At 52.3% G+C, this 14233-nt stretch carries 12 protein-coding genes; 2 read left to right on the forward strand and 10 right to left on the reverse strand.

Features of this window, described 5'->3' with window-relative positions:
• Positions 1-33: 33 nt before the first annotated feature.
• Positions 34-468: a winged helix-turn-helix transcriptional regulator gene (locus LG202_RS11630; RefSeq protein ID WP_230348539.1), complete on the reverse strand. Its 435-nt coding sequence runs from the start codon at positions 466-468 to the stop codon at positions 34-36.
• Between the two features lie 88 nt (positions 469-556).
• Here LG202_RS11630 and LG202_RS11635 point away from each other — a divergent pair, with 88 nt between their 5' ends.
• Positions 557-1405: an SDR family oxidoreductase gene (locus LG202_RS11635; RefSeq protein ID WP_230348540.1), complete on the forward strand. Its 849-nt coding sequence runs from the start codon at positions 557-559 to the stop codon at positions 1403-1405.
• A gap of 72 nt (positions 1406-1477) precedes the next feature.
• Here LG202_RS11635 and LG202_RS11640 read toward each other — a convergent pair whose 3' ends face one another.
• The 7 genes from LG202_RS11640 to LG202_RS11670 all read right to left on the reverse strand — a co-directional run bounded on the left by LG202_RS11640 (position 1478) and on the right by LG202_RS11670 (position 10949).
• Complete coding sequence (locus LG202_RS11640; protein ID WP_230348541.1) at positions 1478-2068, reverse strand: cysteine hydrolase family protein; 591 nt, start codon at positions 2066-2068, stop codon at positions 1478-1480.
• 40 nt (positions 2069-2108) lie between these two features.
• Positions 2109-2822, reverse strand: a complete 714-nt coding sequence (locus tag LG202_RS11645) for a TSCPD domain-containing protein (RefSeq protein ID WP_230348542.1) — start codon at positions 2820-2822, stop codon at positions 2109-2111.
• 69 nt (positions 2823-2891) lie between these two features.
• Positions 2892-5051, reverse strand: coding sequence for an adenosylcobalamin-dependent ribonucleoside-diphosphate reductase (locus LG202_RS11650; RefSeq protein WP_230348543.1), 2160 nt, complete (start codon positions 5049-5051; stop codon positions 2892-2894).
• A gap of 279 nt (positions 5052-5330) precedes the next feature.
• Positions 5331-6197, reverse strand: a complete 867-nt coding sequence (locus LG202_RS11655; protein ID WP_230348544.1) for an alpha/beta hydrolase family protein — start codon at positions 6195-6197, stop codon at positions 5331-5333.
• Between the two features lie 92 nt (positions 6198-6289).
• On the reverse strand, positions 6290-8302 hold the full coding sequence (locus LG202_RS11660; RefSeq protein ID WP_230348545.1) for an autotransporter outer membrane beta-barrel domain-containing protein: 2013 nt from the start codon (positions 8300-8302) through the stop codon (positions 6290-6292).
• A gap of 119 nt (positions 8303-8421) precedes the next feature.
• Positions 8422-9123: a response regulator transcription factor gene (locus tag LG202_RS11665; protein ID WP_230348546.1), complete on the reverse strand. Its 702-nt coding sequence runs from the start codon at positions 9121-9123 to the stop codon at positions 8422-8424.
• Positions 9108-10949: a sensor histidine kinase gene (locus tag LG202_RS11670; RefSeq protein WP_230348547.1), complete on the reverse strand. Its 1842-nt coding sequence runs from the start codon at positions 10947-10949 to the stop codon at positions 9108-9110. Before LG202_RS11670 ends, LG202_RS11665 begins: the two co-directional genes overlap by 16 nt.
• 64 nt (positions 10950-11013) lie before the next feature.
• On the opposite strand from LG202_RS11670, the gene waaA reads away from it, so the two are divergent.
• Entirely contained in the window at positions 11014-12294 is a 1281-nt protein-coding gene (waaA, locus tag LG202_RS11675; protein ID WP_230348548.1) for a lipid IV(A) 3-deoxy-D-manno-octulosonic acid transferase, read from the forward strand.
• Here waaA and LG202_RS11680 read toward each other — a convergent pair.
• Complete coding sequence (locus LG202_RS11680) at positions 12277-12834, reverse strand: isochorismatase family protein (protein WP_230348549.1); 558 nt, start codon at positions 12832-12834, stop codon at positions 12277-12279. The genes waaA and LG202_RS11680 overlap by 18 nt on opposite strands.
• Positions 12835-12844: 10 nt before the next feature.
• Positions 12845-14221 (reverse strand): TolC family outer membrane protein, encoded by a 1377-nt coding sequence (locus LG202_RS11685; RefSeq protein ID WP_230348550.1) that lies wholly within the window; start codon positions 14219-14221, stop codon positions 12845-12847.
• Positions 14222-14233 lie beyond the last annotated feature (12 nt).

Below are 14233 nucleotides of genomic sequence, written 5' to 3' on the forward strand. Positions count from 1 at the left end.
AGATCAGATTCAGCTGGGCTACTCATCTATAGGCTATTTTTGCTTGTTACCGATGGCCTCTGAAGTACTGGTTTTGGACTTTGCGCTTTGAATTGCAGGCATGTTCTGTTCAATCCACTGCACCAGTGATGCAATTTGTTGACCCACGATTTGCCCCAGTGGGGTGAGACGATATTCAACATGCGGTGGCACACGCTGGTAGTCAATACGCTCAACGAAACCATCCTGCTCAAGGACTTGCAATGTCTGGGCGAGCATCTTCTCGCTAACACCATTGATTTTGCGCCTTAATTCGCTAAACCGGAAAGTGCCATCAAGCAGTGCAACCAATAACAGGGTGCCCCAGCGGCTGGTTACATGGTTGAGAATGTCGCGAGAAGGGCACTTATCAGAAAATACATTGCCCCAGAAATGCTGACCGAGCGTGTCTCCGCCAGAAGCTTGAATAGCCGGGTTATTGGTTTTCATTTTTACACTTACCTTTTAGTGCGTACTTACATTTAGTTAGTATAAGTTTTATTCTGTTGCTTCGTAAATAAACTTCTGGAGCTTAGAGATGATCGTCGTGACAGGTGCAACAGGCCAATTGGGCCAGCTGGTGATTCAACAATTACTGAAAACCTCACCTGCAAGGGAGATTGTGGCTGCGGTCAGGAACCCTGCGAAAGCAGCAAGCCTGGCAGCACAAGGTATTCAGGTACGTCATGCAGATTATGATCAGCCAGAAACACTGCTGAAAGCATTTGCCGGTGCCGATAAATTATTGCTCATTTCGGCCAGTGAAGTGGGGCGGCGCTTACCTCAGCATCGTGCCGTGATTGAAGCTGCAAAGGCTGTTGGCGTTGGTTTGCTAGCCTACACCAGCTTGCTGCATGCAGATCGCTCGCCATTGCCGTTAGCAAAAGAGCATTTGGAAACCGAACAATTGATTGCCGAGTCAGGTATTCCTGCTGTGCTGTTGCGTAACGGCTGGTATTCGGAGAATTATCTGGCGAGTGTGCCTACTGCTCTGCAATACGGCGTGCTGCTTGGGAGTGCCGGTGATGGACGTATTGCATCGGCTGCAAGAGCAGATTATGCCGAAGCCGCTGCGGCTGTACTGATCCTGGAAAACCAGGCAAGCAAGCTCTATGAGCTGGCTGGCGACACCGCATACTCGTTAGCCGAGTTGGCGGCGGCCATTGCCAGAGTGTCCGGCAAGAGTGTGAGTTATCAAAATTTGCCAGAATCTGAATATCGCCAAGTATTGGTGGATGCAGGCTTGCCTGAAGGCTTGGCAACATTGCTCGCTGAATCTGATACAGGCGCTGCCAAGGGCGGCTTGTTTGACGACAGTCATCAACTGAGTCAATTGATTGGCCGAACTACGACTAACATAGAAAAGCAGCTTGAAGCAGCAGTCTAAATTAGATAGCAGAAATCTCCCGGGATGGCATTGAGCATGCTGTCTGGGAGTGATCAAGGTCACATACGAATATCAGACTTCATCGATAGTGTTGGCGATAGCCGCATAAAGATCACGAGTGGCAGCTAGCGCCGCTGCATGTACCTGTGAAGCAGGAATAATCTTGCCATCAGCACCGGGCAATGCACGGGTTGCAGTCGCACTGGCCACTACCGTAGGTGCATATCCCAGGTTGAATCCGCCATGCGCAGTGGAGTTCACGCACATATGCGTCATGAACCCTGCCAGGACAATATTCTTGATGCCGTGAGCTTTTAAGACATCATCCAGGTTTGTTCCAACAAATGAATTAGGGTAATGCTTGGTAATCACGTCTTCGCCAGCGATTGGCGCTACCACATCGGCAATCTGCCCGATATAGGAGCGAATGTCATAAGGCGTACCTTCCCCGGAATCATGCTGGATATGGATCACCGGTACCTTGAGCGTGCGCGCTTTCTCAAGCAGCAGCTTCGCCTGTTGCAATGCCGGTTCAACTCCCTCTAGTGCCATGATGCCTTCACGGTAGGTATTTTGGCAATCAATCAGGATCAAGGCTGCATCTGCCAGTTTTCCTGGTGCTTGGCCTAACCCGACTAAGTCACGTAATGTTGTGGTAGTCATTTTTATCTCTTTTAGGTTTATGGGCTAAGTTATTGATAATTTACCCACATTTGCTCTCGCCACAATTCAAGCACGTGAGGCATCCATCCATGATGATGGCAGCCTTGGTTTGGCATTTGTTGCAAAGTTGCGCGCCGGGTGGGAAGCCTTCGGCATTGGTTTCAGCGCCTGGTTTTGCGTGTTTTTCCATGTATTCGGCGCGCTTTTCGTTGATGAGTTTCTGCTGGTGTTCGTCGGGGCCAGATTTCTTCAGCATGCCGATTTGGTAGAGATGTTGTTCCAGCACCTCACCAATCTCGGCGACCAGGCTAGGGATATATTTGCCGCCTTTCTTGAAGTAGCCGCCGCTGGGCTCGAATACACTTTTGAGCTCTTCCACCAGGAAAGTGATGTCGCCACCCTTGCGGAAGGTGGCTGACATGACGCGCGTGAGCGCGACAATCCACTGGAAGTGCTCCATGTTCTTGGAGTTGATAAATATCTCGAACGGGCGGCGGTGCTCCTGGGGCGTGCCTTCGTTCATGATCACATCGTTGATGGTGATGTAGAGTGCATGTTCGGTCACGGGGGTCTTGATTTTGTAGGTGTTGCCGACCAGCATGTCTGGGCGGCTCAATGGCTCGCCCAGTTGGACGATTTCGGCGAGTTTCTGTTCGTGCGCTTTTTGCTCGGCGGCAGCTTGCTCTGCCTTGAGTTTGTCTTCTTCGGTAATGACGTTGTAACCGGTGATTTTCTTGTCGATCTTGATTGCCATGTTCGTCTCCTGTGCGCGTGCGTCACTGGGGCCGGGCAAAGGAGCTAATCCGTTGCCCGGCAATGGGTTTTAGAACTTGCCGTAATAGCCTTCCTTGAGGGCGTCGTAGAGGTTGGCGGCAGTGTGGATTTCGCCGTCGTACTCGATTTCCTCGTTGCCCTTGGCCTCGATCACGCTGCCGTCGTCCAGCGTGAACTTGTAGGTGGTGTTTTCAAGGTCTTTCTCTGTCACCAGTACGCCCTGGAAGGCTTCGGGGTTGAAGCGGAAAGTGGTGCAGCCCTTGAGGCCTTTTTCGTAAGCGTAGAGGTAGATATCCTTGAAATCGCCGAAATCGTAATCGGTTGGCACGTTGATGGTCTTGGAAATGGAGCTGTCTATCCATTTCTGCGCGGCGGCCTGGATATCCACATGGGCCTTCGCTACGATGGTGGAGGAATCGAGGAAGTATGCTGGCAATTGCTCTTCCGCCTTGTCGGAGAAAGGCATCGCGTCCGGGTTGACCAGTTCGCGGTAGGCGAGCAGTTCGTAGGAGAACACGTCGACCTTTTCCTTGGATTTCTTGCCTTCTCGGATGACGTTGCGGCTGTAGTGGTGTGCGAACGATGGTTCAATGCCGTTGCTGGCGTTGTTGGCCAGGCTGAGCGAGATGGTGCCAGTCGGCGCAATCGAGCTGTGATGGCTGAAGCGTGAGCCGGTCGTGGCGATCTGCTGGCGCAGCTTTTCCGGGAATTGCTGCATGTAGCGACTGTAAAGGCCCATGAGCACCTTACCTTTGACCTTGTCACCGAGATTGATGCCGTCTTTCGCCATTTCCGGGCGCTTGGACAACAGGTCGGCGGTGATCTCGAATTCTTCCTCCATGATCGGCGCGGCGCCTTTTTCCTCGGCGAGTTCCACGCCGACTTCCCAGCCGACCTCGGCCATGACCTTGGTGACTTCCTCGGTGAACTGCAGCGAATCGGCCTCGCCATATTTCATCCTGAGCATGGTAAGCGTGGAGCCCAACCCTAGGTAGCCCATGCCATGACGGCGCTTGCGCACAATTTCATCACGTTGCTGCTGCAATGGCAGGCCGTTGATCTCGACGACGTTGTCCAGCATGCGGGTAAAAATGGCGACTACTTCACGATATTCATCCCAATCAAAATGGGTGTGCTCGGTGAAGGGATCGCGTACGAACTTGGTGAGGTTGATCGAGCCTAGCAGGCAGGCACCATAAGGTGGTAGCGGCTGCTCGCCACAAGGGTTAGTGGCACGGATGTTCTCGCAGAACCAGTTGTTGTTCATCTCGTTGACGCGGTCGATGAGGATAAAACCCGGCTCGGCAAAATCATAGGTGGATGACATGATCACGTCCCACAAACGCTGTGCCTTGATGGTTTTGTAAATGCGGCAGGCGACCTTGCCATCAGATTCGCGGGTGAGATATTTGCCCTTGACGGGCCATTCACGCCAGACGACCTGTTCGGCATCTGCAATATCCAGATCATCGGCGATTGCTTCTTTCTCGGTGACCGGGAAGGCGAGCTTCCATTCTGCATCTGCCTTTACCGCTTCCATGAATTCCTTGGTGATCAAGGTGGAAAGGTTGAACTGTCGCAGGCGTCCTGCCTCACGCTTGGCCTTGATGAAATCGGTCACGTCGGGGTGCGAGATGTCGAAGGTTGCCATCTGCGCGCCGCGTCGGCCGCCTGCGGACGAGACGGTGAAACACATCTTGTCGTAGATATCCATAAACGAGAGCGGGCCGCTGGTGTAAGCGCCAGCGCCCGCGACGAACGCACCCTTGGGGCGCAGGGTGGAGAATTCATAGCCGATGCCGCAACCTGCCTTCAAGGTTAGGCCGGCTTCGTGCACTTTCTCCAGAATGCCGTCCATGCTGTCCTCGACGATGCCGGAGACGGTGCAGTTGATGGTGCTGGTGGCGGGCTTGTGCTCCTGTGCTCCTGCGTTGGAGGTGATGCGACCGGCAGGAATCGCGCCGCGGCGCAAGGCCCAGAGGAATTTCTCGAACCACAGACCGCGTTTTTCTTCAGTCTCTTCCACATCAGCCAATGCGCGTGCCACGCGCTGATAAGTGTCGTCCATGTCCTGGTCGATGAAGCTGCCTTGCTTGGTTTTCAGGCGATATTTTTTGTCCCAGATATCTAACGATACAGATTGTATGGGCACAACGGGAACATCGGATTCCTGAACCACAGGTTGGGCAGATTTCACGGCCTTGAGCATGGGTTTTCCTCTCTGTTATTAGTGGCTGGACGCCATTTCCGAATACGCAGGCTTGATGTTGCTGTTTTGTTTTAAACCACAATATCTAGTGATGAAATGAAAAATTATTCCATTTTATAGTGATGGTCAAGGCCATTTTTTGGTGCATTTGAGAGGTGGTCATGTATGAAAAAGTGCATGCCCTTGCTACTGTTGGCTTGAGGCGGATAAGTTTATTCTGTGATTAAAATGAAAATCATCATCACAGATGCGCAACCATGTTTTCAGTATGAATTGTCTTTAGTCGGTAGACGTAATGGGGGCTTGCCTTAGCAAATTTGGCCATGCTTCAACCCAGCAGCAGTGGTGATCAAACCCAGGAATACTGATAATTTCTGGCTGGTGATGCAGTGGGAAGCGATCACGATAAGCGGTGGCAACCAGTGGCGGCACGGTTTTATCTTGCATGCCTACATAATGGCGTTGTGGGATGGTCAGCAGTGTTTTCCATGCATCGGCGGGGTTGAGTGAACCAGTGAGAGGAGAGAGATGTTGCTGTGTGGTCCAAGTGGCAGTATCCAGATTACCAGCAATGGTAATGAGTTGGCTGACATCGTTTCGACTGGCTGCACTTAAGGTGGCAATAGCACCGCCACCGGAATAGCCGATTAATGTGATGTGCTGCGCATGGTAGTGCTGTTTTAACTGGTCAATAGCCTGGTTGGCTGCCTTGATGACTTCTGGCGCAAAGCGTGCGTTAGTCCAATAACGAGTGCTGCAATTGCGGCGCTTGTCTCCCGTGACGTATTGGCATGCCCTGCCAAGATATGCTACAGCGTGCGCTTGATCCCTGATTGCTAACTGCAGCGCTAAAGGCTTGGTGGGCGTGGGGTCGAAGGAGGGCGTACGTGAGTCGACCCAGGCAAGGCCATCGCCTTCGATATAAATGGTTAGCTTGCCCTGATCATCTGCCTGTTGCGTGGATGGGACAAATGCCACCAGCACAAATTGCCCGACATCCAGTTCAAAGCGCTGCCAGCCTGCATCAATTGCGATTTTCTGCGAAGTGATATGCCGTTGTTCGATGGCGGTGCTGGCACAAGCGGTGATGAACAGGCTTGTGATGAGCATGATGAGAAATGATGGCATAGGGTAATGATGCTGCATGATGTCCTGATGATGCTATCAAAACAAAGGCCCGCAGTGCGGGCCTTTGTGGTTTTACAAGAGCCAGTGTGCTCTTACATGTTGCGATGTGTTTAGAAGGCCCAACGTACCTTTAATGAAGCAGTTTGACCGACAAAATCACTGCGGCCTTCTGCATCATAGCGTGCAGTGATTTCAGTCCGCTCTGTGGCATTCACAGTCAGGCCCAGTCCAGCACGACCAATCCATGGGCTGAGCTCCAGGCCTTGAGTGCGGAATGATGCGCCACCACCAACATAGCTGGCGGTGATGCTGTTTTGCTCGTCAAACAAGTCGTAACCTACGCCAACATTGGCTGTCAGCGCTGCGCGGTCAGTCAGCTTGTGTTGCACGCGGCCTTCAACCATGGCGATCAGTTGTTCACTGGTAGCACTACCTACTTTCAGGTTAAGTGCATCAGCACCCTTTTCAGTGTAAGACTCGTTGCGAATCCAGAAGTAGTCTGCACGTACCGATGGAATAAAGCTGGTTCTTTCGTTGAGTTTGATACTACGGCTGATGCCTGCGCCCACGTGAGCAGTGGTGCTGTCAAAATCAGATTTCGCTACACGGTTCAAGCCACCAAAATTGATGGTACGGCGACCATCGTTCTTGTTGATACCGAAGTCTGCTTGCCAGCTGATCTCGACATCTGGATCGGACGCCAGGTTATGGCTGCCATAACCAATGATCTGGTAGGCATCAATATCAGCACGGTTGTAGCGAGCGGTGGATTTACCATCGACATTGCTATTCATATAAGAGAACGCGACACCCACGCGGCTGGCTTCGTTAACCTCAGCATCAGCACCAATCAGGAAGCCGTAGGTGTCAGCGTTATAACCCGCGACACCATTACGGTTATCTTGGTTGGCCTTGGCGGCAATAGGTTTGAACCAGAAATGCTTGTCACCGAGGAAGCCTTCCCCAGAGGAACGGCCTACATTGCCTTCCTGGCGAGCCTGGATCACGCGGTTGGTGCCACGCATGCTGTTGGTGGCGACTTGGTCCAGATTTGCGCTCATCAGGGGTAGCGTTTGCGCAACGGCGTTGGAGACTTCACGCTCGGAGCCGAGCCTGCCGAAAGCATCTACCACGGTGCTCATGTCTCCAGAAATACTGCCCGCAATAATAGTATCTAAGGTACGCGCTGCACCTACACCCTGACCGAACCCTACATGATTGACACTGCTGAGAACGCCTGCACTGGATGCAATGGTTTTCAGGTCGATGTTGTTGCCATTCACGATAGCTTCAAAATTGAATAGCTGGCTATTGTCGGTGACGGTAAAAGTGCTGGCAGTCAATCCGCTAGTGTAAACAACCCTGGACAACACGTTGTTATTTGCCAGGGTATTGACCTGGGAGACATTTACATAAATCCCGGTGCCTGCTTCGAAGGTGGCGGTGCCAATCACATGGAGTCGGCCATATTCACCAGACGATGCGCCACTTGCACCAATTTCCAGGATGGCATTAGCAGTTTGATAGTAGTCGCCATCGATGTGAGCATGTGGATTGTCGGCAGTGAGAATCACTCTGCCGTTATTCTCAACGTTGCCAGTAATCCCTTGGCTATTATTATAGTTACCAGGAGTAAATGTGCCGGTATTTGCAATGGTAATGCTGTCGACGCTGATAGAGCTTTCTTGTACGAAGCTACCATTAATATTGATGGCAGACCCTGACGTACCTGTGATCGCACCGGTAATCCGGCCGCTGGCTCCTTCAAGGTTAAGAATCGCGCTGTCTAGGATGACGCTGCCGTCAATCAGGCCGCTATTGTTGATGGTGATGCCTGTAATGCCAGTTGCATCAATTGCAGCTCCGCTGCTTACTGTGATGCTGCCGGTATCGGTGACAGTCACTGTTTCATTGTTGCCCGGGAAGCATTGGCTTGTCTCTGCGCTATTGATGGTGGAAGTGCTCCCGCTGCCGCAAATACCAGCAGCCCAGCTAGTACTGCTTGCCATCATCGTCATGGTAGCAAGCGCCGAGGCAACAAGTAATGTGCCGCGTGAAGGCTTCACCATCAGGTGATCGGTGTGCTGGGAATTTTGTGTGATTGTCTGATGTATTTGTTTCATAAGCTCCCCCTTGGAATAACAGTCTGTGCAAGGCATTCATGGTGTGCATGAGTGCACTGGAGAGGCATGCTAGCAGAGGGGAGGGAGAGAAAACCTACTGAAACCTACAGCTTGTAGGGTTAATCGGCGATGGTGATGTTGGTGCAGAGTTGATAGCCATAGTTGCGGATGGCCTGGATGGGGTTCAGGTCGGCTTGCATGCTTACTTGCATGAGCTTTTTTCTGAGTCGCACAATGAGGACTTCGAGGGATGCTTTACTGTAATCTGGATGTTCGCGACCGGCGATTTCCAGCAGTTGCCAGGTTTCCAGACGCTGGCCAGGTGCACGTAGCAGCGCTAGTACCACAGCGGCTTCTTGTGGGGTGAGCGAGATGCTGGTTTGGTGCAGGACAAGCTGTCGTGTCCTGGGATGTAACGTCAGGCATGAGAGGCTTTGCGCTTGTCGCGGCTTGATTCTTCTGGACAGCGCATTGATGGCACTATTGAGTTCTTCCAGTGCAGCTGGTTTGGTCAGGTAGATGTCGGCACCTTGGTCATATCCCTGCATTTTGTGCTCAGCAAGGTTGTTGGCGCTGACAATAATGATACCGACATTGGAGTGAACCTGCCTGATGCGCTGGGTGAGCGCTAATCCATTTTCGCCAGGCAAATTGATATCAATGATCATCAGGTCTATGCATGAAATATCCGGCTGCTCGTAGAGCGCCTCTGCTGATTCTAGCCCGGTAACATGGTGCCCTTTGCTGGCAAGGGCTGCGACAGTAACTTCTCTCAAGGCGTCGTGATCTTCCACGACGACGATATTCAATTGGGTAGCCATAAAGTGAATCTGATGCGGTGGTGGTATAGGCTGGCGTTGAGCGAACCGTTTAATGATAGCGCGACGGCCCGGGAGAGATAAAGGCCAAGGCCGAAGCCGGTGTGTTTGCTGGAGTGGGCCTCACGATAGTATTTATCAAAAATGCGGATAAGGTCAGGAGGTTGATCCACGCTGTTTTCAAATGAAATAGCAATGCCGCTCCTGCCATCATTTTCTGTCTGGGCATTGATGCGGATCGAGATGACACTGTTGGCTGGTGAGTATTTTAGGGCATTCTCAAGCAGATTACGCAAGATGAGCCTGAGCATCAGGGAATCGCAGCACAGGGGTGTGGCAATATGGGTTGAGAGTTCGATGCGCTCAAGGCAGGCATATTCGGAAAGCAGGGATTGCAGGATTTCAGCTGGTTCGCAGGCTTCGTACTTGATCTCGATGTTTTTTTCTTCGATTTTGCTGATTTGAGCACAGCGGTCAATCATGCTGCTGATATCGTGAATGCTCTGTTCGATATGCCGTTTGGGTTGCCCTGTAATGGAGAGGGCGTCCAGAGAGAGCCTGATGACGGAAAGTGGTGTTTTCAGTTCATGCGTGATCATGGCCATGAAATAGCCCATTTCATCGCGTTTCTGGCGTTCTAGTGCCAATTGCTGATTAGCCAGCCGTAAGGAAAGCTTGGCATTATTGCTTTCCCGCAAGCTTGCTGAGGAGCGTTGCTGGAGGATGATGTACATCAGGAAGGCGGAAATGACACTGTGCCCCAGGATGGCATTCAAGTTCCATTCTGCCGCAGGCGACCAGCCCATTACGGGAAGGATGGAAACGATCAGGGATAGAGTATGCAGTCCATAAATGATACGCAATGTTCTCCGGCTTGGAGCGATATCTTTTTCTTCAGCGCTAGCGCTGAGTGCCAGGGGGAATAAGAGTGCCGTGGAGAGGATGACGATATAGGCATTGTATTTCAGTGCCTCCTGAGTAAAACCAATCACTAAGCCGGATAACAACACGGGAAAAAGGGCTGCTAAGCATAGCAGTATCCTCATTCCCCATCGATTGGGTTTGTATTGTGAAAGCAGTACGTAATGAAACAGAATGCTGATGAATACAATCGTGAGAATGGCAATGCTGGTCAGGGTGTCGTTGAGCGCCGGTTGATCTGTAGGGGTCCAGGGAGCCAAGTAACCTAGAATCGCCAGTGCATAGAAAATGTGGGCTAACTGATAAAAAGTGAATAGGCCGGTCAGTAGCTGCGGCTTGCTGATGAAATCATTGGCGGACCAGAATCCCAGCCATAGCATGATGGCTAAATAAATAACGACAAGAATATGCTGACGCATTTCCTTGAGGCTGGCTTCATCGTCTGGCAGCGCTTCTACATGCATCAAAGAGGTGCTTGTAGTATGCAGTTTCAGGTAATACACCGTTGGTACTTTGTGACCATCAATCACGAAGCCATGGGTAATCGCATTATGACGGTCCCGTTTTTGGTAGGCATGTCGATCTCCCGTGACCTTTTTTAGCCACTTGCCCGGTTGCTGAGGGTCTGGGGAGTAAAGCGTGATTTCATCAAGATAGGTGGGGCGTATTCTCAGCTCGATATGGGCCGTAGATGTTGGGCGGATAGTAATCCGCATCCATTGCGTTGCTGGGGTGTAACCGGCGATCAGCAAGTTATCGATGGGTTGGAAGTGCTGGTGTTGGACTGTGTTGATATCCAGTTGCCCTTGCTCATCGCTGAATATCTCGCGCTTGATGATCAAGTCCGTGGCATACGCATTGCCCAGGCAGGCCCAGCATAGCAACAGGACAAAAATTCTTGAAATCACGAATTCAGCAACTACAGACACAAGGATGCGTGATTATGCCCTGTATTCATGCGAAAATCGCCTAATGTCGCGCTTAATTTATACCCTGCTGATTTACCTCCTGATCCTCTTCGTACCGTTCAAGTTGCTATGGCGCGGCATACGCCAGCCGGAGTATCGGCAGCACTGGGCGGAGCGTTTTGGGTTTTTCAGTCTTCCAGTCACGAAGCCAATTATCTGGATGCATTGCGTTTCCGTGGGAGAAACCCGTGGTGCGGCACCATTGATCAAGCTTTTACAGCAACGTTATCCGCAATACCAGATACTCATCACTCATGCGACGCCAACCGGGCGAGAGGCTGGGGAGCAATTGTTTGGCGATAGCGTATTACGCTGCTATTTACCATATGATACACCGGGGGCGGTGGCACGCTTTCTCAACCATTTTCAGCCGCAATTGGGCATGCTGATGGAGACCGAGCTGTGGTTCAACCTGATTGCTGGCTGCAAGGTGCGTGGCATTCCGATTTTATTAGTGAATGCGCGACTTTCTGCCAAGTCCGCCCAGGGTTATCTCCGTCTTGGTAGCGTGGTGCGCCATGGCGTGCAGCAATTGACCGCGATTGCCGCGCAAACCAGCCAGGATGCAGTGCGCTTGCAATCCCTAGTGCAGCCTGATGGCGTTGAGTTGCCGGTAGAGGTGATGGGTAATCTCAAGTTTGACGTGACGCCACCAGTGGCGGCGGTGGAGCAGGGGGCGGTGTTGCGCGGACATTTCGGTCGTAACCGTCCAGTGTTTCTGGCGGCTAGTACGCGTGATGGCGAGGAGGCCATGATCCTGGATGCGATCACTACTGGGCAACTGCCACAATTGCTGACGGTGATTGTGCCACGTCATCCGCAACGCTTTGATGAGGTCGCCAATTTGCTCACGCGTCGAGGCATCCACTTTGTCCGACGTTCGGGGCTCTCCGAGCCTGTCGCAGCCAATGTGCAGGTCGTGCTGGGAGATAGCATGGGGGAGATGTTTGCCTATTATGCGGCGTGTGATGTGGCATTTATCGGCGGTAGCTTGCAGCCTTTGGGCGGGCAGAACCTGATTGAAGCGGCGGCGATGAGCAAGCCGGTGTTGATCGGCCCGCATACCTTTAATTTTGCTGTAGCCACCGAGATGGCAATTTCAGCCAAGGCGGCGTGGCGCGTGCAGGATGTGGCAGATCTTGCCAGGGCTTTACAACGCTTGTTCGGTGACCCGGAGTTGAGGCAGGCCATGAGCTGGAAGGCGCTGGAATTCAGCGCCAGCGCTGGCGGTGCGACACAGCGGATTGCTGATATGGTGGCCCGTTACCTACCGCACCAGGCGTGAGATCGTCTTGAATGCTTCACCCTCGGCAATGCCTACCCATTCAAATACAATTGATTCCGTATTGCTGATGATGACTCCGGCGTGACGCAGCCTTGCCAGTGCATTGGCCTTATTGGCAGGGTTGCGGGACAACACAGCATCCTCTGCAATCATCACCTGATAACCCGCTTGTTGTAGGTGTAAGGCGGTTTGTAATACACAGATATGGGCTTCCATGCCAAGCAATACCATCTGTGGTTTGTCAGTCTTCAATGTTGCTCGAAACTCAGGCACGGTAAAGCAGGAAAAAGCTGTTTTCTCGACGCGAGTCGCCCTGGATAGCTTCTCACGCAAACCCGTCAATGTATGGCCCAGGCCCTTGGGATATTGTTCGGTGTAAATCACCGGTACATCGAGCAATTGCGCTGCTTGCAGCAGAATGTCGCTATTGCGTACCAATGTCGCCAGTTGATCCTCAGCCATGGCGGCGGCAAGTTTCTCCTGCACATCAATCATGACAAGCTGGCTCAAGGGGCGGCTGGCTAAATCAGTGGCTGGCATGATGGCACCTTTAGTGCGTACTTTGGCTGGTCAACACCAGACGCTCATTGACTTCAGAGAGGTCGGCTTCGTTTAGCAAGCCCACCGCATACCTGAGTCTCAACACATTCATGAGGTAGTTATAGCGCGATTGTAGCAAGTCGCGTTTGGCGCTGAATAATTGCTGCTGGGCATTCAATACATCGACGCTATTGCGCACCCCGACTTCATAGCCGAGGTTGGTAGAATCAAGCTGGCTCTGGCTGGAGTTGAGCGCTTGCTCGTAAGCATGCACCTGGGCCACGCTGCCCGTGAGGTTGAGGTAGGCCTGGCGCGTATCCAGTTCTGATTTCCTGCGTGCGGCTTCTACTTCGTCTTGCGCTTTTTGCTGATTGGCAATCGCTTCGCGCACGCGTGAGCTGATGGCGCCACCCTGATAAAGTGGGATATTCAACCTGAGGCCGATGGTTGCGTTTTGCAAATCGCTACCGAAGCCATTGGGGCTGCCGCTGGCGCGGGTGTCGGTGTAGCTACCGACCATATCAAGCGTAGGCCAATGCCCGGCACTCATGCGCTCGACCTCTTGTGTGGCAAGGCGGAGCGCTTCCTGCTGAATACTAATCGCCAGGTTGTTTTCCTTGGCCAGGCCCACCCATTGCTCCATCTCCAGTGGCGCTGGAGGCCGTGTTTGCAAGTCCTGGCGCACAGTGGCAAACCGCGCAGGCAGGCGGCCAATGATCGCCTGTACGGCACGTTTGCGGACTTCGTAATCATTCAGCACCGTGATCTCCTGCGCCCTGAGCAAGTCAAACCTGGCCTGGGCTTCATTGACATCGGTAATGGTCGCTGTACCCACCTCGAAATTGGCTTTGGCCTGCTCAAGCTGCTTGGAAATTGCCGCCTTCTGGCTATTGATCAGGTCGATCTGGTCTTGGGCAAGCAAGACATCGAAATAAGCCTGCGCACTCCGCAGCATCAAGTCTTGTTGTGATTGCATTAACTGCTTGTCTGCTTGGGAAACCTGGGTTTCAGCCTGTTTCATCTGTACCCAGTTTTCTTTGCGCAGGATAGGCTGCGTGAAATTGACACCCATGCCAAACGTGTCAAAAGACTCTCGCCCAGCATTGCGGAAAATAGCGTTGTTGCCGAGATAGCGAATGTCGGTTTCAGAGCGGCTGGCATCGGTCGTGAAGTTGACACTGGGTCGATAGAGCGCCTTGCCTTGCTCGATTTTCTCCTGCATTGCCAGATTGCCGCTACGGGCCGCAGCCAGTGTTGGGTCATTGGTCAAGGCAATGTTATAGATATCAAGCAGATTTTGCCCATCGGCAGCCTGTGCTTGATATGACATCAAGCCGATCAGTGTAACGATGATGAAATGAATGTGCGCAACTCTCATGGTGGTCATCTCTGGAAATTC

The sequence above is a fragment of the Methylobacillus methanolivorans genome, from assembly GCF_054588515.1.